Origin of the sequence: Actinomadura opuntiae, assembly GCF_030283205.1 — a bacterium.
Classification (GTDB): Bacteria; Actinomycetota; Actinomycetes; order Streptosporangiales; family Streptosporangiaceae; genus Spirillospora.
Genome location: NZ_JASNWF010000020.1, coordinates 207,266 through 228,882, shown reverse-complemented (window position 1 = coordinate 228,882; position 21,617 = coordinate 207,266). Strand labels below are relative to the sequence as shown.

At 73.1% G+C, this 21,617-nt stretch carries 19 protein-coding genes; 10 read left to right on the top strand and 9 right to left on the bottom strand.

Annotated elements, in window-relative coordinates:
* Nucleotides 1–187 precede the first annotated feature (187 nt).
* Complete coding sequence (locus QP089_RS36775; protein ID WP_285918227.1) at nucleotides 188–718, top strand: nuclear transport factor 2 family protein; 531 nt, start codon at nucleotides 188–190, stop codon at nucleotides 716–718.
* 4 nt (nucleotides 719–722) lie between these two features.
* Here QP089_RS36775 and QP089_RS36770 read toward each other — a convergent pair whose 3' ends face one another.
* Nucleotides 723–1,202 (bottom strand): STAS domain-containing protein, encoded by a 480-nt coding sequence (locus QP089_RS36770; RefSeq protein ID WP_285918225.1) that lies wholly within the window; start codon nucleotides 1,200–1,202, stop codon nucleotides 723–725.
* 64 nt (nucleotides 1,203–1,266) lie between these two features.
* On the opposite strand from QP089_RS36770, the gene QP089_RS36765 reads away from it, so the two are divergent.
* Nucleotides 1,267–1,512 (top strand): DUF2630 family protein, encoded by a 246-nt coding sequence (locus tag QP089_RS36765; RefSeq protein ID WP_285918223.1) that lies wholly within the window; start codon nucleotides 1,267–1,269, stop codon nucleotides 1,510–1,512.
* A 52-nt stretch (nucleotides 1,513–1,564) separates the two neighbouring features.
* Here the strand turns inward: QP089_RS36765 and QP089_RS36760 are convergent, their stop codons facing one another.
* From QP089_RS36760 to QP089_RS36740, 5 genes are all read right to left on the bottom strand, one after another.
* Nucleotides 1,565–3,211: an L-lactate permease gene (locus QP089_RS36760; RefSeq protein ID WP_285918221.1), complete on the bottom strand. Its 1,647-nt coding sequence runs from the start codon at nucleotides 3,209–3,211 to the stop codon at nucleotides 1,565–1,567.
* 127 nt (nucleotides 3,212–3,338) lie between these two features.
* Nucleotides 3,339–5,396 carry a xanthine dehydrogenase family protein molybdopterin-binding subunit gene (locus QP089_RS36755; protein ID WP_285918220.1) on the bottom strand — a complete coding sequence of 686 codons (2,058 nt, stop codon included), beginning with the start codon at nucleotides 5,394–5,396 and terminating at the stop codon, nucleotides 3,339–3,341.
* Nucleotides 5,393–6,367 (bottom strand): FAD binding domain-containing protein, encoded by a 975-nt coding sequence (locus tag QP089_RS36750; protein ID WP_285918218.1) that lies wholly within the window; start codon nucleotides 6,365–6,367, stop codon nucleotides 5,393–5,395. The genes QP089_RS36755 and QP089_RS36750 overlap by 4 nt, the downstream gene beginning before the upstream one ends.
* Nucleotides 6,364–6,912: a (2Fe-2S)-binding protein gene (locus QP089_RS36745; protein WP_285918216.1), complete on the bottom strand. Its 549-nt coding sequence runs from the start codon at nucleotides 6,910–6,912 to the stop codon at nucleotides 6,364–6,366. The genes QP089_RS36750 and QP089_RS36745 overlap by 4 nt, the downstream gene beginning before the upstream one ends.
* A 46-nt stretch (nucleotides 6,913–6,958) precedes the next feature.
* Nucleotides 6,959–9,457, bottom strand: a complete 2,499-nt coding sequence (locus QP089_RS36740) for an FHA domain-containing protein (RefSeq protein WP_285918214.1) — start codon at nucleotides 9,455–9,457, stop codon at nucleotides 6,959–6,961.
* A gap of 114 nt (nucleotides 9,458–9,571) precedes the next feature.
* On the opposite strand from QP089_RS36740, the gene QP089_RS36735 reads away from it, so the two are divergent.
* Nucleotides 9,572–10,288 (top strand): LmeA family phospholipid-binding protein, encoded by a 717-nt coding sequence (locus tag QP089_RS36735; protein WP_285918213.1) that lies wholly within the window; start codon nucleotides 9,572–9,574, stop codon nucleotides 10,286–10,288.
* 22 nt (nucleotides 10,289–10,310) lie between these two features.
* Here the strand turns inward: QP089_RS36735 and QP089_RS36730 are convergent, their stop codons facing one another.
* Complete coding sequence (locus tag QP089_RS36730; RefSeq protein ID WP_285918212.1) at nucleotides 10,311–11,168, bottom strand: Cgl0159 family (beta/alpha)8-fold protein; 858 nt, start codon at nucleotides 11,166–11,168, stop codon at nucleotides 10,311–10,313.
* 82 nt (nucleotides 11,169–11,250) lie between these two features.
* Nucleotides 11,251–11,625 (bottom strand): phage holin family protein, encoded by a 375-nt coding sequence (locus tag QP089_RS36725; protein ID WP_285918211.1) that lies wholly within the window; start codon nucleotides 11,623–11,625, stop codon nucleotides 11,251–11,253.
* A gap of 119 nt (nucleotides 11,626–11,744) precedes the next feature.
* On the opposite strand from QP089_RS36725, the gene QP089_RS36720 reads away from it, so the two are divergent.
* Nucleotides 11,745–13,874, top strand: coding sequence for a terpene synthase family protein (locus QP089_RS36720; protein WP_285918209.1), 2,130 nt, complete (start codon nucleotides 11,745–11,747; stop codon nucleotides 13,872–13,874).
* Here the strand turns inward: QP089_RS36720 and QP089_RS36715 are convergent.
* Nucleotides 13,830–14,492, bottom strand: coding sequence for a hypothetical protein (locus QP089_RS36715; RefSeq protein ID WP_285918207.1), 663 nt, complete (start codon nucleotides 14,490–14,492; stop codon nucleotides 13,830–13,832). The genes QP089_RS36720 and QP089_RS36715 overlap by 45 nt on opposite strands.
* A gap of 182 nt (nucleotides 14,493–14,674) precedes the next feature.
* On the opposite strand from QP089_RS36715, the gene QP089_RS36710 reads away from it, so the two are divergent.
* The 6 genes from QP089_RS36710 (at nucleotide 14,675) to QP089_RS36685 (ending at nucleotide 21,575) form a co-directional block, all read left to right on the top strand.
* Entirely contained in the window at nucleotides 14,675–16,072 is a 1,398-nt protein-coding gene (locus QP089_RS36710; RefSeq protein ID WP_285918206.1) for a DUF1990 family protein, read from the top strand.
* Nucleotides 16,073–16,117: 45 nt separating this feature from the next.
* Complete coding sequence (locus QP089_RS36705; RefSeq protein ID WP_285918204.1) at nucleotides 16,118–16,750, top strand: DUF1990 family protein; 633 nt, start codon at nucleotides 16,118–16,120, stop codon at nucleotides 16,748–16,750.
* 242 nt (nucleotides 16,751–16,992) lie between these two features.
* On the top strand, nucleotides 16,993–17,127 hold the full coding sequence (locus tag QP089_RS36700) for a hypothetical protein (protein ID WP_285918203.1): 135 nt from the start codon (nucleotides 16,993–16,995) through the stop codon (nucleotides 17,125–17,127).
* Between the two features lie 242 nt (nucleotides 17,128–17,369).
* Nucleotides 17,370–18,671, top strand: a complete 1,302-nt coding sequence (locus QP089_RS36695; protein WP_285918201.1) for a nucleotide sugar dehydrogenase — start codon at nucleotides 17,370–17,372, stop codon at nucleotides 18,669–18,671.
* The gene (locus tag QP089_RS36690) at nucleotides 18,668–20,032 is read left to right on the top strand and encodes a glycosyltransferase family 2 protein (protein ID WP_285918199.1); all 1,365 of its coding nucleotides are present in this window, start codon (nucleotides 18,668–18,670) and stop codon (nucleotides 20,030–20,032) included. Before QP089_RS36695 ends, QP089_RS36690 begins: the two co-directional genes overlap by 4 nt.
* Nucleotides 20,025–21,575 (top strand): polysaccharide deacetylase family protein, encoded by a 1,551-nt coding sequence (locus tag QP089_RS36685; protein ID WP_285918197.1) that lies wholly within the window; start codon nucleotides 20,025–20,027, stop codon nucleotides 21,573–21,575. Before QP089_RS36690 ends, QP089_RS36685 begins: the two co-directional genes overlap by 8 nt.
* The last annotated feature ends 42 nt before the right edge of the window (nucleotides 21,576–21,617 follow it).

The window sequence follows — 21,617 nt, the reverse complement described above, 5'->3', positions numbered from 1 at the left end:
GCACGGCGCCGCGCCGGACCGGCTCCCGCGCGCGCCGTCCCGCCGCCCGCCCGGCCCCGCCGAAGCGCGCCGCCGGGACGGCCCCGGCGGGCCCCGCCTGATCCATCGCGGACCGGTCGGGCGACGGATGCCGGCCCGGTCGGCCCGTTCCTAGCGTTGGTCGTGTTCCCGGACGGAGGAGAAGACGATGAGCGACAAGGACCTGGCCGGCACGGTGGCGGCGCTGGCGGACCGGGCGGAGATCACCGAGCTGGTCGCGCGGTTCTTCGGCACGATCGACGACCGCCAGCGGGACCCGAAGGCGCATCCCTTCGACGGCGCGTGGGCGCGGTCGTTCTTCACCGAGGACGTCGAGTTCCGCTACCCCGTCGGCGCCTACACCGGCCATGCCTCCGAGGTGATGGACCTGGCCATGGACAACTTCGGGCGGACCCAGCACCTGGCCGGCATCCCCGAGATCGCGCTGGACGGCGACCGGGCGGCGGTGCGCTGGAGCGCCGTCCACACCCATGTGCACCTGGCGTCCACCCAGGAGGCCCGCGCCGACCGCCCGGGCGAGACGTTCGTGTCGGGCGGCCACTACGACGCGGAGGCCGTCCGCACGCCGGAGGGCTGGCGGTTCCGCGCGGTCGCCCTGGACGTCGCCTGGACGGCGGGCAAGCCGCCCCTCGTCCCGCCGGAGCGCCGGGAGGCCATGCGCCGCCTCGCCGCGTCCTGACCGGTCAGGGGCGGGGACGGCAGTGCAGTTCGAGGCCGGGCACGGCGTCCCAGCCGATCAGCCGGACCAGCTTGTCGATGTGCGCCGACAGCGAGTGCAGGACGAGCAGCCCGCCGCGCTCGGACAGGTCGCGGGCCGCGAGGGTGAACGCGCGCAGCCCGGCGACGTCGATGAAGTCCACGGCCGCGAGGTCGAGGTGCAGGTCGCCGTCGACGCGGGCGCGGGCGGCGCGCAGGGCGCGTTTGAGGTCGCCGGCGTTGGAGACGTCGACCTCGCCGGACACGCGCAGCCAGGGCGCGTCCGCGGCGCCCTCGATGCGCAGCAGCGGGGTGTCGAGTTCGACGACGTCGTAGCGGGGAGCGGTGCGCTCCGGGCGCGGGCCGCCCGGCCCGCCCTCCCCGCCGGTGATCCGCCAGACCGTCATCCGCTCCTCGCCCTTCGGGACCGGGGCGCCGCCTACCGCGGGCACGCCCGTATATGCCACGATCTCACCTGTTGACACCTTCTGGACCTCACCACGCGGGAAAACCGGCATCGGGAGGCTTTTCATGGACGAGAAGGCGATCCTCGATCGGATCCACGAGTTCATCGACGAGGAGCACGCGCTCCGGCAGGCGCACGAGCGGTCCGAGACGACCGGCGAGGACGCGCGCCAGCGGCTGCGGGAGCTGGAGGTCGCCCTCGACCAGTGCTGGGACCTGCTGCGCCAGCGGCGCGCGAGGATCGACGCCGGCCAGAACCCCGACGACGCGCACGTCCGCCCGCCCGGCGAGGTCGAGGGCTACCGCCAATAGCCCTGCCACCCGAGGGGGGACGACCCCCCACACCCCCGGCCGACTTCGTCGGTTAGGGGACCATCCACGACAGCACGCCGGTGGACTGCAGGCCCGACAGCACGCACATGCCGGCCAGGAACAGCAGGCTCCACAGCACGACCCGCCGGAAGATGTCGCCCTCGCGGCCGTCCAGGCCGACGGCGGCCGCGGCGATCGCGAGGTTCTGCGGGGACACCATCTTCCCGAGGACGCCGCCGGAGCTGTTGGTGGCGGCCATCAGGACCGGCGACAGGTCGGCCTTGTCCGCGGCGGTGATCTGCAGGGCGCCGAACAGGGAGTTCGACGAGGTGTCCGACCCGGTGACGGCGGTGCCGAGCCAGCCGAGGACCGGGGACAGCACGGCGAAGGCGCCGCCCGCGCCGGCCATCCAGGTCCCGAGGGTGACGGTCTGCCCGGAGGCGTTCATCACGAACGCCAGCGCCAGCACGGCCATCACGGTGACGATCGCCCAGCGGAGCTGCACGAGCGTGGTGCCGTAGGCGCGCAGCGCCCGGCCGGCGCCGACGCGCAGCGCGATCATGGTGAGCAGGCCCGCGACGAGCATCTGGGTGCCGGGCGTGGTGAAGTAGTTGAGGGTGAAGGTGGGCAGCGTCGACGGCTTGCCGGACGCGGCCGTGATGTGCAGGCCGGGCCAGCCGACCGTCTGCGTGGCGCCGTTCAGCCAGTCCTTGACCTGGTCGATCTGGCAGACGACGAACACCGCGATGATGATCGCGTAGGGGGCGTAGGCGCGGACGACGTCGGCCCGCGAGTCGGCGGGGTCCTCGGCGCGCCCGGCGCGGGCGGCGAACTCGGGCGCGGGCTCGTCGGCGGCGCCGCCGGCGATCACCGGCCGGGCCGGGGCGTGCGGGCGGCGCAACCGGACGACCAGCACGACCGCGGCGGCCGACACCAGCGAGGCGACGACGTCGGCGAGCGGCACCGAGATGAAGTTGGCGGTGACGTACTGCGCGACGCCGAACGCGGCGCCGCACAGCAGCGCGGTCGGCCAGGTCTCGCGGAGGCCGCGCCGGCCGTCGGCGATCAGCACCAGGATCAGCGGGACGAACACCGCGAGGATCGGGGTCTGCCGGCCGACCATGGCGCCGAGGGTGTCGCTGGACTCGCCGGTGACCTTGCCGAGGGTGAGGATCGGCGTGGCCATCGCACCGAACGCGACCGGCGCGGTGTTGGCGGTGAGGGCCAGGACCGCGGCCTTCAGCGGCTGGAAGCCGAGCGCGATCAGCATGACGGAGGTGACCGCCACCGGGGTGCCGAACCCGGCAAGCGCTTCCAGCAGCGCCCCGAAGGAGAACGCGATCAGGATCGCCTGCAGCCGCTGGTCGTCGCTGACCTGCGCGAACGTGCGGCGCAGCACGTCGAAATGGCCGGTCGCGACGGTCATGTTGTAGACCCAGAGCGCGTTGATGACGATCCACAGGATGGGGAAGAAGCCGAACGCGGCGCCCTCGCTGCCGGCGAGGAACGCCTGGTCCGCCGGCATGCCGTAGGTCCAGATCGCGACGGTCAGGGAGACCGCCAGCGCGATCAGGGAGGCCAGCCAGGCGCGCATCCGGACGCCGCCGAGCAGCACGAACAGCACCGCCAGCGGCAGCGCGGCGACCAGGGAACTCCAGCCGAGCGAATCGGCGACGGGATCGAGGACCTGTCGGTACACGGGATCACCTCGCGAGTAGGAGCGGCCCCCGAGTGAACGATCGATACCCCTTCCTGTGGCCGCCATCACATTGATAGTGGACTTTTCAACCGGTCAGGGCCCGCCTCGGAGCAACCTCGAAACGGGCTCAGAGCAGCGGGACCAGCCGCGCCGGGGTGATCGGCAGGTCGCGGACGCGGACGCCGGTGGCGTGGTGCACGGCGTTGGCGACCGACGCCGCGGCGCCGACGATGCCGATCTCGCCGATGCCCTTGGACCCCATCGGGTTCAGGTGCGGGTCGGACTCCTCCACCCACGCCGCGTCGATGTCGCGGACGTCGGCGCAGGCCGGCACGTGGTACTGGGCGAGGTCGCGGTTGACGTAGTCGCCGAACCGGTCGTCCATGACGCTCTCCTCCATCAGCGCCATGCCGATCCCCATCGTCATGCCGCCGATGAACTGCGACCGCGCGGTCTTGGGGTTGATGATCCGGCCGGCGGCGAACACCCCGAGCATCCGGCGGACCCGGACCTCGCCGGTGTCGGCGTCCACCTCGACCTCGGTGAACTGCGCACCGAACGCGTGCCGGGCGTACTCGTCGCGGCCCTTGATCTCCTCGGCGGTGTCTGCGGAGGCCTCCAGCCCGCCGGGCGGGACCGAGCCGTTCATCTTGCCGCGCAGCGCCTCGCAGGCGCGGACGACGGCGGTGCCCCAGCTCGCGGTGCCGGCGGAGCCGCCCGCGACGGTCGCGTCGGGCAGCGAGCTGTCGCCGATCTCGACCGTCACCCGGTCGGCGTCGGCCTTGAGGGCCTCGGCGGCGATCAGCGTGAGGGCGGTGCGGGCGCCGGTGCCGATGTCGGCGGCGGCGATCCGCACGGTGAACCGGCCGTCCTCGTCGACCCGCGCCGTCGCCTTGTTCGGCCGCATGTACGCGGGGTAGGTGGACGCGGCGACGCCCATGCCGACGAGCTTGCGGCCCTCCCGGCGGGCGCCGGGCGCGGGGTCGCGGTGCTCCCAGCCGAACCGGTCGGCGCCCTCGCGCAGGCACGCGACGAGGTTGCGGGAGCTGAACGGCAGCCCGCTCTCGGGCTCGCGGTCGGTGTCGTTGCGGATCCGCAGCTCGACGGGGTCGACGCCGGCGGCGAAGGCCAGCTCGTCCATCGCCGACTCCAGCGCGAACATGCCGGGCGTCTCGCCGGGCGCGCGCATCCACGACGGCGTCGGGACGTCGAGGCGGGCGAGCCGGTGCGAGGTGCGGCGGTTGCCCGCCCGGTACACCACGCGGGTCGGGGTCGCGGTCTGCTCGGCGAACTCGCGGACGGTCGAGGACTGCTCGAACACCTCGTGGACGATCGCGTTCAGCGTCCCGTCGGCGTCGGCGCCGAGCCGGAGCCGCTGGATCGTCGGGGTGCGGTAGCCGGTGGTGGCGAACATCTGCTGGCGCGGCACGGCGAACTTCACCGGACGGCGCACCGCGCCCGCCGCCATCGCCGCGAGCACCACGTTCGGGCGCGGCGTCCCCTTGGACCCGAACCCGCCGCCGACGTGCGGCGCGATGACGCGTACGTGCGTCTTGTCGAGGCCGAACACCTGGGCGATGGTGTCGCGGGTCGGCGAGGAGCCCTGCGTGGAGTCGTACAGCGTGAGGGTGCCGTCGTCGTTCCACTGGGCCGTGGTGGTGTGCGGCTCCATCGGGTTGTTGTGCTCGGCGGGCGTCGTGTACGTGGCGTCCACCCGGACAGCGGAATCGTCGAAGGCCGCCTCCGGCTCGCCCAGCTCGGTGTCGGCGGGGAACGCCGGGTTCACCTTGTCGGGCTTATAGAGGCCGGGGTGGTCCGCGCTGAGCCGGACGTCGTGCGGTTCGGACACGTAGGTGATGCGGACGTGGCGCGCCGCCTCCCGCGCGATGTCCAGCGTCTCGGCGACGACGGCCGCGACGAACTGGCCCCGGTACGCCACCGTCCGGGACTGGAACAGCGCCAGCTCCCGGTCCGGGACCTCGTGCAGGTGCGGCGCGTTCTCGCAGGACAGGACGGTGAGGACGCCGGGGATCTTCAGCGCCGCCTCGGCGTCCACCGCCGTGATCTCGCCCTTGGCGACGGTCGACTGCACGGCGGCGGCGTAGGCGGGGTTCTCCAGCGGGTACTCGTAGGCGTAGCGGGCCGCTCCGGTGACCTTCTCGCGGCTCTCCAGCCGGTCGGTCATGACTGCTCCCCCAGCTCGGTCAGCGTCCGGACGATCAGGTTGCGCGCCAGCGGCACCTTGTAGGCGTTGTCGCGCAGCGGCTCGGCGGGGTCCAGTTCGGCCTCGGCGGCGCGCTTGAACTCCTCGCCGTTCGCCGGTGCGCCGCGCAGCGCCTCCTCGGCGCGGCGCGCCCGCCACGGCTTGTGCGCGACGCCGCCGAGCGCGATCCGCGCCTCCCGGACCGTGCCGCCCTCGACGTCGAGCGCCGCCGCGATCGACACCAGCGCGAACGCGAACGAGGCGCGCTCGCGGACCTTGCGGTACCGGGACGGCATGTCCAGCGGCGGCACCTCGACGGCCGTGATGAGGTCGCCGTTCTCCAGGACGGTGTCGCGCTGCGGCTCGGTGCCGGGCAGCCGGTGCAGGTCGGTGATGGGGATCGTCTTCTCGCCGTCGCGGCCCCGGACGTGGACGGTCGCGTCCAGCGCGGCGAGGGCCACTGCCATGTCGGACGGGTGGGTCGCCACGCACGCCTCGGAATGGCCGAGGATCGCGAGGTTGTGGTGCTCGCCCTCGCGGGCCGGGCAGCCGCTGCCGGGGTCGCGCTTGTTGCAGGGCTTGTCGGCGTCCTGGAAGTAGGAGCAGCGCGTCCGCTGCAGCAGGTTGCCGCCGACCGTCGCGAGGTTGCGGATCTGGCCGGAAGCCCCCGCCAGCACGGCCTGCGCCAGCACCGGATGGCTCTCGCGGACCGTCCGGTCGGCCGCGAGGTCGCTGTTGCTGACGGCGGCGCCGATGAGCAGGCTCCCGTCCGGCCGCAGCTCGATCTCGCCGTAAGGCAGGTGGGAGACGTCGACGAGGCGGGACGGTTCCTCCACGCCCAGCCGCATCAGATCGACGAGGTTGGTGCCGCCGCCCAGGTAGTAGGCGCCGTCGTTGTGGCGCTGCAGGGCGTCGTCGGCGCTCGTGGCGCGCTCGTACACGAAGGGCCTCATGCCTTCGCCCCTTCGGTCCGCTTGCGCGCCGCCTCGCGGACCGCCTTGACGATGCCCGTGTAGGCGCCGCACCGGCACAGGTTGCCGCTCATGCGCTCGCGTATCTCGGCGTCGTCCAGGACCGGGTCGCCGCGCAGGTCCTCGGTCACCGCGCTCGGCCAGCCGCGGCCGGCCTCGTCCAGCACGGCCGTCGCGGAGCAGAGCTGCCCGGGGGTGCAGTACCCGCACTGGAACGCGTCCTGCTCGATGAACGCCTCCTGCAGGGCACTGAGCCGCCCGTCCTCGGCGAGCCCCTCCACGGTGACGATCTCGGCGCCGTCGTGCGCGACGGCCAAGGCCAGGCACGCGTTCGCCCGGCGGCCGTCCAGCAGGACGGTGCAGGCGCCGCACTGGCCGTGGTCGCAGCCCTTCTTCGAGCCCGTCAGCCCGAGCTCCTCGCGCAGCGTGTCCAGCAGCGAGGCGCGCGTGTCGACGCGGAGCCGGTGCTCGGTCCCGTTCACGACCAGCGTGATGTCGGTGTGTACCGGGGTGACTTCGCTGTCCATGACCCGGCCCCTACCCCGGATCGGCGCGGACCAGTCGGCGGACGGGTCAGCGGCGGCGGCGCGGGCGGAGCCGGTACAGCCGGTACCAGGCCAGCGCCGAGAACAGCAGGCCGAGGGCCGCCGCGACGCCGAGGTCCACGCCCCAGGCGCCCACGGCGTGCTTCCACACCGGGTCGGCGCCGCCCGCGTGCGGCATGATCGTGTCGAGGTCGATGGTCGCGGCGGCGGCGCCGAACCCCCAGCGCGACGGCGACAGCCAGGCCAGCTGCTCCAGCCCCGGCTTGCCCGCGAGCCGCACCAGCCCGCCCGACAGCACCAGCTGCCCCATCGACAGGACGATCAGCAGCGGCAGCGTCTTCTCCGAGCTGTTCACCGACGCCGACACCAGCAGCCCGAGCGTCATCGACACGACGCCGAGCAGCGCCATCGCCAGCATCAGCTCCGGCAGCACCGGCGCGAACGTCCCGGACGGCGGCAGCTTCACCCCGATCGTGCCGATCAGCACCAGCACGACCGCCTGCAACGCCGTGATCACGCCGAGGACCAGCAGCTTCGACATCAGGTACACCCCGGCCGACAGCCCCGCCGCGCGCTCCCGGCCGTAGATCGTCCGCTCCTTGACCAGCTCGCGGACGGCGTTGCCGGTGCCGGCGAAGCACGCCGCGAACGCCAGCACCATCAGCTTGGACGCGGCGTCGGCGTTGGAGCCCGGCGGCCCGGTCAGCCCCTTCGGCGCCGGGATCGCGGCGCTCAGCCCGCCGAGGATCAGCGGCATCACGCCGAGCAGCACCAGGTAGCTGCGGTCGGACGCGATGACCGCGAGGTAGCGCCGGCACAACGTGCTGAGCTGCGCGAACCGGGACTGCTGCGGCGGCGGCGGGGCCGGCACCGAGGTGTCGGCCTGCACGGCGCCGCCCTGCCGGCCGCTCTCCACGTACCGGGCGTGGCGCGGCGAGCGGCGGAACTCGGTCGCCCAGTCGCGGTCCGGCTCGCGGTCGAACGCCTGGAACACCTCCGCCCACGACTTCTTCCCGAAGTGCTCCAGCCCCTCGGCGGGCGGGCCGTAGTAGGCCAGCCGCCCGCCCGGCACCAGGACGAGCAGCCGGTCGCAGATGTCGAGGTTGGCGACGCTGTGCGTGACGACGATGACCGTCCGGCCGTCGTGCGCCAGCTCGGCCAGCATCTCCATGACCGTCTTGTCCAGGCCCGGGTCGAGGCCGGAGGTCGGCTCGTCCAGGAACAGCAGCGACGGCTTGGTCAGCAGCTCCAGCGCGACGCTGACCCGCTTGCGCTGCCCGCCCGACAGCCGGTCGATGCGGGTCGAGGCGTGCGCGGTCAGGCCCAGCTCGCCGATCACCTCGTCGACCCGCTGCTCGCGCTCCTGCCTGCGGGTGTCGCCGGGGAACCGCAGCTCGGCGGCGAACAGCAGCGCCTTCCGCGTGTCGAGCTGGGTGTGCAGGATGTCCTCCTGCGGGACGAGCCCGATGCGGTGCCGCAGCTCGTCGTAGTCGGAGTACAGGTCGCGGCCGTCGTAGCGGACCGTCCCCTCGGTCGCCGGGCGGGTGCCGGTCACCGCGCCGAGCAGCGTCGACTTGCCCGCGCCGGACGGCCCGATCACCCCGACCAGCGACCGCTCCGGGATCGGGAAGCCCACCCCGTCGAGGATCACCTTGCCCTCGGGCGTCCGGACGATCAGGTCCTCGACCGACAGCGACACGTCGCCGGTGTCGACGTACTCCCGCAGCTCCTGGCCGACCAGCTGGAACGTGGCGTGCCCGATGCCGAGCAGGTCGCTCTCGGTGAACTCCGCCGACTCGACCCGGTTGCCGTTGACGTAGGTGCCGTTGTGGCTGCCGAGGTCGACGATCCGGTGCCGTCCGGGGCCGAGGGTGCGCAGCTCCGCGTGGTACCGCGACACCACCAGGTCCGCCACCACGATGTCGTTGTCGGCGGCGCGGCCGATCCGCAGCGTCTTCGGCGCGACCCGGATGATCTGGCTCGGGTTCCGGTCGACGCTCGGCCGGTACTGCGCGGCCGGTTCCGGCCGCCGGTCCGGCGCGGGGACCGGCCCGGGACGCGGGCGCGGCGGGTACGGCTCCGGCGGCGCGGTGCCGGACGGCGGGCCCGCGTTCACCGGCGCCCGGCCGCGCGGCGGCTGCGTCCGTCCGCGCGGCGCCTGGACGGGCGGCGGGTGCACCTGGCGGCGGCTCGGCGGCGGGCGCTCGGGGAAGCAGGCCAGGCTCTCGCCCTCGGTGGAGTGGCCGAGCAGGAACGTCCGGTGCCCGCCGATCTCCATCCGCTCGATGCGTCCGCCCTGGCAGAACGTGCCGTTGCTGCTGCCGACGTCCTCGATCAGCCAGCCGTCCGGGCCCGTCCGCAGCACCGCGTGCCACCACGAGACGCGCGGATCCGACAGCGCGATGTCGGACGCGGGGTCGCGGCCGATGCGGTAGGAGCCGCCCGGGCGCAGCCGGTGCACCCGGTCCCGCGTGCGGACGACGAGTACGGGCGGGGCGAGCGATTCGGCGGAAGGACCGGCCGTCATGCGGGGAAGTGTAAGTCCTCGCCCCGGAAATGTCCCGGCCCTTTTTCCCGCCCGGCATTACCGGGACACCGGTCCCATTGACAGGGGCCGGGGCGCGGGAATTGAGTGAACGCCATGGCGAATCCGCCGGGCGCGGCCACCGTCACCCGGGTCGACCGTCTGCCGCGGCGCAGGCGGCCCCGGTGGCTGGTGGCCCTGGTCTGCGCGGTCCTGCTGTTCGCGCTGCTCCTGGTGGCGGCGGACCGGGGCGGCGTGGCCTTCGCGCAGCACGAGATGGCCGTGCAGATCAAAAAGGAGGGATTCCCGGCGACGCCGAAAGTGACGATCAAGGGAATCCCGTTCCTCACCCAGGTCGCCTCGCGGCACTTCGGCGATGTGCGGCTCGAGGCGAGCAGAATCACCGAAGGCCCCCTGCGCATCACGAACCTCAAAGTGCGCGCCCGGGACGTACGGGTCGATTCCGGTTTCGGCAGCGGGACGCTCGGCGCGGTGGACGGCACCGCGTTCGTCAGCTTCAAGGACCTCGCGAGCGCGAGCGACGACCCCGACCTCGTGCTGACCGCCGCCGGGCACAACCTGGTGAAGGCGAAGGTGGACCTCGGGATCACGGAGGCCACCGCGACCGCGACCGTCACCAAGCAGGGCAACAGCATCGTGGTGCGGACGCAGTCGGTCGAGGGGTTCTCGCGCTCCGACCTCGGCGACGACCTCGACTTCACCGTCCCGGTGCAGGGCCTGCCGCTCGGGCTGACGTTCCAGAGCGTGACCGTCTCGTCCAACGGCGTCGGCCTGCACGTGACCGGCCGCAACATCAAGTTCAGCGACTCGTGAGCCCGCGCCGGAGGGGTCGGGGCTAGAGCACGGAGACGGCGGCGTCGACGGCCGCCCGCACGTCGCCGTCCGGCGGGTACAGCAGCGAGCGCCCGGCGACCAGGCCCTTCACGCCCGGCAGCCGCAGCGCGCGGCGCCACCCGTCCAGCACCGAGCGGGGGTCGTCGCCGATGTCGCCGCCGAGCAGCACCAGGGGCAGCGTCGTCGCCGCCGCGACCCGCTCCATCTCCGGCACGACCGGCACCTTCAGCCACGTGTACGCCGACGTCGTGCCGAGCCCCGAGGCGACCGACACGGCGCGGATCATCGCCTCCGGCGTCAGCAGGTTGCGGACGCGGCCCTCGATGCGGTGCGAGACGAACGGCTCCACCATCGCCATCAGCCGGTGCCCCGCCAGTCCGGTGACGGCGTGCGCGCAGCCCTCCAGGGTGCGGGCCGTCGCCGGGTCGGTGTCCTCGATGCGCAGCAGCATCTTGCCGCCGTCCAGCCCGGCCGCGGCGATCGCGCCGGCGTCGTAGGCGGTGAAGCGGTCGTCGATCTCGAACGCCGCGCCCGCGAGGCCGCCCCGGTTCATCGAGCCGATCGCGACCTTGCCGTCCAGGACGCCGAGGAGCATCAGGTCCTCCAGGACGTCCGGGGTGCCGAGCACGCCGTCCACGCCGGGGCGCTCCAGCGCCGTGCAGAGCCGTTCGAGCAGGTCGCGCCGGTCGGCCATCGCCACCGGGTCGCCGCCGGCGGCCAGCGCGCCGCGCGCCGGGTGGTCCGCCGCGATGATCATCAGCCGGGACGGGAGGGCGGCGCACCGCACCCGCCGCGCCGCCGCCTCCGCGACCGCGCCCGGACGCGCGGCCCGCACGTCCGTCAGCTCGCCGATGCGCACTCCGCCGAGTCTGCTGACGCCCGCGGCGCGCTGTCAATCCGGCCGTGCCGGTCGGGCGGCCGCGCCGGGCGGGCCGGCCGGGTCAGCCGGAATCGGTGATGATCTCCGCCACCTGCCTCGCCGTCTCGGTCGGCAGCGGTGCCGGCAGCCCCTTCCACTTGCGCGAGGCCGCCACCGCCGCGGCGCCCGCGCCGCCCCCGTAGGCCAGCGCCGCGACGAACGACGCCAGCTCCGGCGGGAGCTTGCGCTCCAGCAACTGGACGTTCATGCGGTACGACGCCGCGGTCGCCATGACCCCGAGCGCCCCCGCGAGCGCGCCGAACCTCAGTGCCGGCACGCGCTTGCGCGCCTTGGTGATCATTTCCTGTTGCGCGGCGTCGATCACCTGCCGGACGAGTTCCAGGTTCTCCTCCACCGGGTCGTCCTTGATCTTCGCCGCGACTCGCGACTTGCTCATGACCTCGGCTTACCCGCTGCATTGCGAAGGATTCCAGGGAGCATAGCTGTCACTGTAGGTAACTTTGTGCCTGCTGTAGGTTGCGAAGCGTCCCCCGAGCAGGAAGGCGTGTCCGGTCGATGCAACCGTTCCAGCTGCCCGACTTCTACGTCCCGTACCCGGCCCGGCTGAATCCGCATCTGGAGCGGGCGCGGACGCACAGCGCGGCGTGGGCCCGCGAGATGGGCATGCTGAACGCCACCCGCGATCCCGGCACCCCCGACATCTGGGACGAGGCGCAGCTCGGCGCGATGGACTACGCGCTCCTGTGCGCCTACACCCATCCCGACTGCGACGGCGCCGAGCTCGACCTCGTCACCGACTGGTACGTCTGGGTCTTCTACTTCGACGACCACTTCCTGGAGGTGTTCAAGAAGCCGCAGGACCAGGCGGGCGCCCGCGCCTACCTTGACCGGCTCCCGCTGTTCATGTCGCTCGACCCGCCCGAGCCGCGGAACGCCGTCGAGCGCGGCCTCGCCGACCTGTGGGCCCGGACCGTCCCCGTCCGATCCCTCGCCTGGCGCCGCCGGTTCGCCGAGAGCACCGACGCGCTGCTGCGCGAGTCGCTGTGGGAGCTGTCCAACATCAGCAGCGGGCGCGTCCCGAACCCCGTCGAGTACGTGCAGATGCGCCGCAAGGTCGGCGGCGCGCCCTGGTCGGCGGACCTCGTGGAGCACGCCGCCGGTGTGGAGGTGCCCGCCCGCGTCGTCGGCACCCGGCCGCTGCGCGTGCTGAAGGACACCTTCTCCGACGGTGTCCACCTGCGCAACGACATCTTCTCCTACCAGCGCGAGACGGAGTCCGAAGGCGAGATCAACAACTGCGTCCTCGTCATCGAGCACTTCCTCGGCGTGCCGCCGCAGCAGGCCGCCGACACCGTCAACGACCTGCTCACCTCCCGGCTGCGCCAGTTCGAGAACACCGCCGTCACCGAACTGCCCCCGCTGTTCGAGGAGCACGCGCTGACCCCGGCCGAGCGGGCCGCCGTCGCCGGCTACGTCAAGGGCCTCCAGGACTGGCAGTCCGGCGGCCACGAATGGCACATGCGGTCGAGCCGCTACATGAACCGCGAGTCCGTCGGCATGTCGGCCTCGCGCATCCCCGCGCTACTGAAGTCGGCCCGGATCAGCCGTCCCCACGTCCCGTTCCAGAAGGTCGGCCCGACGCCGCTCCCCGACTTCGACATGCCGTACGAGGCCCGCGTGAACCCGCACCGGGAACGGGCCCGCCGCAACGTCGTCGCCTGGTGCGGCGCCATGGGCATGTACGACCCGCTGCCCCGCCACCCCGTCCCGCTCTGGACGCCCGACAAGCTCGCCGGGTTCGACTTCGCCGTCTGCTCGGCGTCCCTCGACCCGGACTCCACGCCCGAGGCACTCGACCTCGCGACCCAGTGGCTGGCCTGGGGCACCTTCGGCGACGACTACTTCCCCGCCTTGTTCAACCGCGATCGCGACATGGCCGGCGCGAAACGGTTCAGCGCCCGCATCCGCGGCTTCATGCCGCTGGACTGCGGCCCGACGCCCGTCCCGGAGAACCCCTTCGAGACCGGCCTCATCGACCTGTGGCACCGCACCGCGTCCCCAATGCCCGCGCGCGGACGCCGCGAGTTCCGCGCCTCCGTCGAGCACATGGTCGACAGCTGGGTGTGGGAGCTGAACAACCACCTCCAGTCCCGCATCCCCGACCCCGTCGACTACCTGGAGATGCGCCGCCGCACCTTCGGCTCCGAGCTCACCATGGCGCTGACCCGCATCGGCCTCTCCCACGACATCCCCGCCGAGGTCTTCGCCACCCGCACGATGCAGGAGATCGACGCGTCCGCGATGGACTACGCCTGCCTGCTCAACGACGTCTTCTCCTACCAGAAGGAGATCGAGTACGAGGGCGAGCTCAACAACGGCGTCCTTGCCGTGCAGCACTTCTTCGACTGCGGACGGGACGAGGCCGTCCCCATCGTCAACGACCTCATGGCCTCGCGCCGCCGCCAGTTCGAGCACCTCGCCACCGCCGAACTCCCCGCGCTGGCGGCGGACATGGGCCTCGACGACACCGCCCGCACCGGCCTGGACGCCTACGTCGCCGAACTCCGCGACTGGATCGCCGGCATCCACAAATGGCACCACGAGACCCACCGCTACGACGAGCGCGACCCCGCCCGCCCGCTAGGAACCTCCGCCTTCCACCTCTTCAAAACGACCATCGGCTGACCACCCCCACCGCCCCCGGATCCGTTCCGCCAGCAACCGGTCCACGGCACGCCGGCGCCGCAGCAGAGGTATCTGAACGGACGGGATGACCACGATGAGGACAAGGAGCGGACGCCAGTCGAGGAGCTTCAGATAAAGGCTCGCAGCGCACCAGAGGATGAACAGGACGAGAGCGGCGGGGCGCTGGCGGCGCAGCCGTCGCCGCTGCGCCTTCCGTCGCTCGATGAGGGCGAGCAGCGGTTCGTCGAGTGCGGGGTCGTCCGGCGGCCGTCCCGTACGGAAGGCGCAGGCCATCTCCGTCCACGCGGAACGGGGATACCTGCCGATCCGCTTGCTGACCCACGCCCGTCTCACGGCCGCGAGCCCCGCTGACACCGCCGCCAACGCCAGGGCGAACAGCGAGAGCACCAGAACCCCGTGCGCTGATTGGCCGAGCGCGACCGCGAGCGCATCGAGGTACACCGTCAGTAAGACGGCGACTATCAGGAAGAACGCCCAGATCGGCGTGGTCTGGACTCGATCCCGCCAGTTGACCATGACGGCACCGTTCACCACCCGGCGGCCGGGCATGCGGGAGTGGCCGCTCCCGGCCGGACGGCGAGACGTCGCGCCGGTCACCCTGCTCCGCTCAGGTGGACTCGGTGGTGGCGATGCCGGGGCAGGGCCGCGCGGATCCGGGCGACGGTCGGCTCGGCGCCGTCGTCGTAGTCGCGATATCCGTTGGCGGTTGGTTGTGCGGTGCCGGTGCGGGTAGGGCGTGACCTGCGTGAACGGGGCATGGCGAGGCATCGGGGGGTGCCGTGCGGGTACGTTGGCGGCAGCGCGTGCGGACGGCGCGCTGGCCCGCGGGAATGGGCGTCGCGCTGTGGCGCTGGCTGCGGACCTCGCGCGGGATCGCGCGCGAGCGGCTGCCGGCGGCGTCCGGCATGGACCGGATCCCGGACCGCGGGGGCGACCGCGTCCAGGGGCTGCGGCAGGGAGTCGGGCCGGCGTACCAGCGGCGGTACACGGCGCGGATCGTCGGCAGCGACCTGGACGCGCCGCGGCTGATGGAGCGGCTGCGCGCCGACGTCAACGCCGCGTCGCCCGTCGAGTTCGCCGTCTTCGACCGGGTCTCCGGGGACGAGGCGCCGCTGGACCTCGGCGACGAGTACGACGTCCACATGCCGGGGCCCTGGAACTGCCCGGTGCGCGTGGTGGAGCGCACCCCGGTGTCGTTCCGGTTCGCGACCCTGGAGGGGCACGTCGAGGCCGGAGAGATCGAGTTCCGCGCGAGGGACACCGAGGACGGTCTGCTGTTCACCGTGGAGTCGTGGACGCGGAGCGGCGACCGGCTGGCCGACGTGCTGTACGACCGGCTGCGCATGGCGAAGGAGATGCAGCTCCACATGTGGGCGCATTTCTGCGGACGCGTGGCGGAGATGTCCGGTGGGCGGATGGCCGGAGACGTCGAGGTCCGCACCGAGCGGGCCGAGATTCCCGGGGACGGCCGGGTGAACGCCCGGTACCTGACCGAGATGGCGGCCGCGGTGTCGGCCCGGAGCTTCACCGCGCTGGCGAGGGTGCGCGGCGGCCGGCCGCTGCATCCCCGCGGGCTGGTCCTCGACGCGGCCCTGCGCCTGTCCGGCACCTCGCACTTCTGGGGCGTCCCGCTGCTGGACGAGACGGTCGAGCTGCGGGGCGTGGCGCGGCTGTCGCGGTCGGTCGGCCTACCGCCCCCGCTCCCCGACATCCTCGGCCTGGCGCTGCGGTGGCGGCAGCCCGAGGACGGCGGCGCGCCGTCCGAGCTGCTGCTGGCCACCACCGGGCATGGGCGGCTCACCCGGCACCTGCTGCGCCCGGCGGTCCGGTGGGGCCCCGGGTTCTACGGATCACTGGCGCCCTATGCCGCCGGCGACCGACACGTGCTGCTCGGCGCGGTCGCCCGGCGGCCCGTCCCGTCCGGCCTCGGGGCCCTCGCCCGCGCCGCCGCCGAGCGGCCGATCGCGCTGGACCTGGTCGTGACGACCGAGCTCGGCCGGTGGGAGCGGTTCGGCGAGCTGATCCTGACGGGTCCCGGGCGCACCGACGACCGTGAGCCGGTGCGTTTCAATCCCGCCCGTCACCCGATCCCGGGGCTGCGGCCCGCCGGTCCGCTCCAGCAGGTCCGGAAACGCACGTACGACGCCGTCCAGCACGTCGACCGCCGCGCGGGGTGAGCGGTGATCGGCCGGAGGAGGATCGTCAGGCGCAGAAGGCCGCGCGTGCATCGCCGGTTGCAGCGGCACTACGGCGAGCTGCGTGAACGTCCGGTGAACTTCGAGCCGGCGGAGCGGCCGGAGAACGCCGGGCCGGACGGCTGGAACATCGACGACTACCGCCAGCCCCTCCCGCCGGAGCGGCCCGGCCCGCCGGAGCCGGAGGGCAGCTGGGAGGTCGCCCGCCGCCTGGTCCGCGACTACGAGTTCGCCGATCCGCGGATCGTGCGGAGCGCCTACCGGACGGGCGCCCCCGCCCCCGAGGAGGACATGCTGCTGGAGGGCAGGTTCTTCGGGCTGCGCTTCCACCTCGGCGTCCGCGTCGGCGACGTGGTCGACACGGTCGTCGAACGGGACGGGCGCCGGGCGCGCGTGTGGGGCTGGAACTACCGGACGCTGGAAGGGCATCTGGAACGCGGCCAGATGGACCAGGAAGTGCGCAAGTGGCTCGACACCGGGGAGGTGGAATTCCATCTGCACGCCTTCTCCCAGCAAGCCGGGATTCGCAACCCCGTCGTCCGGCTCGGCTTCGCCCTCTTCGGCCGCCCCACCCAGCGCGTGTACCAGCGGCGGGCCTGCCGCCGGATGTCGGAGCTGACCCGAGCGGAGCTCGACGCCCGCCGGGCGGCGGACGGCTGACCGGTCTCAAGGTGCCAAACCGTGAGGGCGTCGCGGGATGGCGGCAGAGAGATTCGTCACAATGCGAACCGGTTTCATGCACGGGAATGCATCTGGGGGCGCATGACGTTGTCACCGGTACCGGCCCCGCGGTCTAGACCATTTTGCTAACCCGGGTGGGTCATCGGGGAAGATCTCCTTATTTCGGTCGGCCCGGATGCCGAGAATCGCGGGCCGTCGTCAACGGGAGGACAGCAGCAGAAATGGACAACGCCCTGGCGAACCCTCGTCGCACCCGGATCGTGTCGTGGCCGGAGCGCCGGCCCGCCGACACCGAATCCGAGCGTCCCGCGGACGCGGAGACGGCCGCCCCGGAGGACCATCTCGCCGCACGTTGACCGGCCGGATATGGCCGCGATCAGGGCCCGCCCCCGCTCGGGGCGGGCCCTGGTCTTTTGCGCAGATCAACGGCATGATCGTTAAACGGAGGAGAGAAGTCATCCGCCAGCAGGCGTAGATAACCTCCGCTGATGTGTGGTCCCTCGTTAATCAGCTGCCTAAGACCCTTTACCTCGTCTTTGCCATTGGCTGATGGACTCCGGCCATCGGACCGGAGCTCACACGGGGAGATCACTGAGCTATGTCCTCCGCTGCTTCGCCCATCGCGGCCCAGCACACGGATTCATCCACTTACGACGTCGCCGTCATCGGGCTCGGCTACGTCGGCCTGCCGACCGCGCTCGCCTTCCACGCCGCCGGACTGCGCGTCCTCGGCGTCGACCTCGACCCCGGCCGGCTGGAGGCGATCCGCGCCGGCCGCGTCGACCTGCTCGACAGCGACCACGAGCGGCTGCGGGCGGCGCGGGACGGGGCGGCGCGGGACGGGTTCGCCGTGACCGCCGACCCGGCGGACGCGGCCCGGGCCGACGCGATGATCATCTGCGTGCCGACGCCGGTCGACCGGCATCTCGTCCCGGACCTCGGGGCGCTGATGGGGGCGTGCGCCACCGCCGCCGCGCACGCCCGGGACGGGCAGACGATCGTGCTGACCTCGACCAGCTACGTCGGATCGACCCGGGACCTGCTCGTCCGGCCGCTGACCGCGCGGGGCCTGCGGGTGGGGACCGACGTGTTCGTCGCGTTCAGCCCGGAGCGCATCGACCCCGGCAACGACCGGCACGCGCACGAGGACGTGCCGCGGGTCGTCGGCGGCGTGACGCCGCGGTGCGGAGCGCGGGCCGTCGAATTGCTAGGCCGGTACGCGGGCGACCTGCACACGGTGTCGTCGGCGGGCGCCGCCGAGATGACCAAGTTGCTGGAGAACACCTTCCGCGCGGTCAACATCGCGCTGGTCAACGAGTTCGCGGACGCCAGCCGGCTGCTGGAGTTGGACGTGATGGAGGTCATCGAGGCCGCCGCGACCAAACCGTACGGGTTCATGCCGTTCTTCCCCGGCCCCGGCGCGGGCGGCCACTGCATCCCCTGCGACCCGCACTACCTGCTGTGGCAGCTGAAACGGGACCGGTTGCACACGCCGCTGGTGTCGGCGGCGATGAACGCGATCGCGATGCGGCCGGGCCAGGTGGTCGAGCGGGCCCGGCAGGTGCTGTCGGACCACGGCCGCGGGCTGGCGGGCGCGGACGTGCTCGTCCTCGGCGTCGCCTACAAGCCGGACGTCGAGGACCTGCGCGAGTCGCCCGCCCTGGAGATCATCGACGGGCTGCTCGCGGCGGGCGCGCAGGTCAGGTACCACGACCCGCGCGTCCCCGAGCTGGTCACCGAGGGCGGGACGAAGCTGGCGAGCGCCGAGCCGGGCCCGGCGGACCTGGTGATCGCGCACACCCCGCACCAGGGCCTCGACCTCGGCTGGCTGGACGAGGACCAGCTGCTGCTGGACGCGACGTACCGCTTCTCCGGCCCCGCCCGGCGGGTCGCGCTGTGAGCCGTGGCCTCGCGCCGCGGGTCCCGTTCCGCGGCCTGCCCTGGAGGGCGCGCCTGCTCTCGCTCGGGGCGCTGACCGGCGTCGCGGTGATCTGCGGCGTCATCGTCTGGCATGTGGGCGTGAAGGTCGCCTACATGCGCGGCAACCTGCTGCTGCCGACGTACACGGTGCTGGTCAGCAGCTACGTGATCAGCCGGTTCGTGCTCGCGGCGTTCTACCGGCCGCCGCGCGACGCCGGCATCGCCCCGTCCGTCGCGATCGTGGTGCCGGCCTACAACGAGGGCGGGGCCGTCGCCCGGACGATCCACTCCTGCCTCGGGCTGGACTACCCGCCGGACAGGCTGGAGATCGTCGTGGTGAACGACGGGTCCACCGACGACACCTGGGACCACATGCAGAAGGCGGCGGCGCAGTACCCGCGAGGGCGGGTGCGGTGCGTCGACCTCGGCGGCAACAAGGGCAAGCGCGCGGCGATGGCCGCCGGGATCCGGGCGACGTCGGCGGAGATCCTGGTGTTCGTCGACTCCGACTCGATGCCGGCGCCCGGCTCCGTCCGGCTGCTGGTGCAGGGGTTCGCGGACGCGAAGGTCGGCGCGATCTCCGGGCTCACCTACGTCCGCAACGCCGAGAGCAACGTGCTGACGCGGATGCAGGCGGCCCGGTACTACGTGTCGTTCCAGCTGCTCAAGAGCGCCGAGTCGGTGCTGGGCGCGGTCACCTGCTGCTCGGGGTGCTTCGCCGCCTACCGGCGGGCGGCGATCGCGCCGCTGCTGGACGCCTGGGAGCACCAGCGGTTCCTCGGCGTCGAGTGCACCTACGGCGACGACCGCGCGCTCACCAACCGGGTCATCAAGTCCGGCTGGACGACCCGCTACGACGCCCGCGCCGAGGCGTGGACGGACGCCCCCGACCGGTACCGCAAGTTCTTCCGGCAGCAGCTGCGCTGGAAGAAGTCGTGGAGCCGGGAGGGGCCGCTGCTGCTGGCGCACGTGTGGCGGAGCCGGACGCGCGCGCTGCCGTCCATCGCCGTGCAGACGATCGCGGGCCTGCTCAGCCCGATCGTGGTGATCTACAGCCTGGCGACGCCGCTCGCCGGCGGCCGCTTCCCGATGATCTACTTCCTCGGCCTGTACCTGGTGTCGATGGGGTACGCGCTGACGTACCGGATGCTGCGCGACGACGGCATGTGGATCTACGCGTTCATCGGGACGTTCTTCTACGTCGCGTTCTCCCCGCAGCTGCTGTGGGCGATCGCGCGGATCCGGGACGGCAAGTGGGGCACCCGGGACGCCGCGACGCCGTCGTCCCCGTCGGCGCCGCGCCCGATGCACGTCTACAGCGCGGCGGCGACCGATGGCTGAGCGGGCGGAGCCGGCTGAGCCGGCGCCCTGGGAGCGACCGCCGCCGGGCCGCTCCACCCGGGCGTTCCGGGCGTTCACCGGCCTGGTGTTCCTGTGCGCGCTCATCCTGGCGGTCACGACGTGGGTGACGCTGAGCCGGCCGTTCGACCCGGGGCAGAAGGCGGCGCTGACCGTCCGGCTGGACCCGGCCGCGGCGCGGACGGCCGCGGCGCTCCCCCGGTACCCGGGGTCGGTGCTCGTGCTGACCTACCACGGGGTCTCCGACACCGACCACGCCGGCAGCACGCTGTCGCGGCGGCTGTTCGGCGAGCACATGGCGGCGCTCGCGGCGGCCGGGTACCGGACCGTCCGGCTGCGGGACGTGGAGGACCTCATCGCGCACCGGCCGGTCCGGCTGCCGCCGCGCGCCCTGCTGATCACCTTCGACGACGGGCAGCTCACCGACTGGACCACCGCCGACCCGGTGCTGAAGGCGCACGGCTTCACCGCGGCCGGGTTCCTCACCACCGGGAAGATCGTCCAGGCGGGGACGCCGTCGTACTACCTGTCGACCCGGCAGGTCCGCGACCTGGCCGCGACCGGGCGCTGGGAGTTCGGCTCGCACAGCGACGGCCTGCACGACCTCGCCCGGATCCCCGGCGACGTCGCGGCGCCGATGGCGAACCGCGTCCTGGTGGACGGCGGAACCGAGACGATCGGCCACTGGCGCGCCCGCGTCCGCCGCGACCTGGCCCGCAGCCAGCGGTTCTTCGCCAAGACGCTCGGCCGCAAGGCCACCGCGTTCTCCTACCCGTTCGGCGAGTCGGGCCGCTCCGGCAACGACCCGAGGATCGCAGCGGAATTGCCCACCCTCATCAGGCACGCCGGGTTCAGCGAGGCGTTCGCCGGCGAGAACGTCCCGACCGACCACGTGGACGCGCTCACCGCCGACGCGCCGCGCTGGACGCTCGGCCGGATCGGCGTCCGCGCCACCACGTCGGTGTCGGACCTGCTGGAGATGATCCGCGGCGCCGTCCCCTCCCCGCCGCCGCACGCGCTGGCGGCGCTGCCCTGGACGGGCGACCTCGCCGCCTGCCGGCGCCACGGGCCCGACCTGCGCGTCAGCAGCGACGTCTACGGAAGCTGCCTGCTCACCGGCGTCAACACCAGCCAGTGGACGGACTACAGGGTGACGACGTCGATCTTCGGCACCGACCCGCGCACCAGCGCGGTCATCGCGGTCCGCGACGGCGCGGGCGCGGGCCACCGCGGCCGCGCCGAGGTCGTGATCGGCGCCGCGTCCGTCCTGGTCCGGCAGCAGGTCGGCGGCGCGGACCCGGTCGTGCTCGGCCGCCGCCCGCTCGCGGCGCGCGCGGGGGCGCGGGCCGTCCGGATCGAGGTGCGCGGCGCCCGGCTCACCGTCGCGGTGGCGGGCGGCGCGCCGCTGCGCGCCGCGATCGACCCGCGGCTCAACGAAGGAGGCCTCACGTTCGAGATCGCGGCGCGCGACCGGCGCACGCTGATCTTCCGCAGACCGGCGCTCGACCCGCTCCGGGCGCGCTGACCCACCCCCCAACGGAGTCCGACGATGCCTCCACGAATCCTT

Coding starts and splice junctions, on each gene's coding strand:
- QP089_RS36765 (WP_285918223.1), top strand. CDS start 1,267: ATGGACGAGAAGGCGATCCTCGATCGGATCCACGAGTTCATCGACGAG.
- QP089_RS36720 (WP_285918209.1), top strand. CDS start 11,745: ATGCAACCGTTCCAGCTGCCCGACTTCTACGTCCCGTACCCGGCCCGG.
- QP089_RS36735 (WP_285918213.1), top strand. CDS start 9,572: ATGGCGAATCCGCCGGGCGCGGCCACCGTCACCCGGGTCGACCGTCTG.
- QP089_RS36755 (WP_285918220.1), bottom strand. CDS start 5,396: ATGACCGACCGGCTGGAGAGCCGCGAGAAGGTCACCGGAGCGGCCCGC.
- QP089_RS36745 (WP_285918216.1), bottom strand. CDS start 6,912: ATGGACAGCGAAGTCACCCCGGTACACACCGACATCACGCTGGTCGTG.
- QP089_RS36740 (WP_285918214.1), bottom strand. CDS start 9,457: ATGACGGCCGGTCCTTCCGCCGAATCGCTCGCCCCGCCCGTACTCGTC.
- QP089_RS36725 (WP_285918211.1), bottom strand. CDS start 11,625: ATGAGCAAGTCGCGAGTCGCGGCGAAGATCAAGGACGACCCGGTGGAG.
- QP089_RS36695 (WP_285918201.1), top strand. CDS start 17,370: ATGTCCTCCGCTGCTTCGCCCATCGCGGCCCAGCACACGGATTCATCC.
- QP089_RS36750 (WP_285918218.1), bottom strand. CDS start 6,367: ATGAGGCCCTTCGTGTACGAGCGCGCCACGAGCGCCGACGACGCCCTG.
- QP089_RS36685 (WP_285918197.1), top strand. CDS start 20,025: ATGGCTGAGCGGGCGGAGCCGGCTGAGCCGGCGCCCTGGGAGCGACCG.
- QP089_RS36700 (WP_285918203.1), top strand. CDS start 16,993: ATGGACAACGCCCTGGCGAACCCTCGTCGCACCCGGATCGTGTCGTGG.
- QP089_RS36775 (WP_285918227.1), top strand. CDS start 188: ATGAGCGACAAGGACCTGGCCGGCACGGTGGCGGCGCTGGCGGACCGG.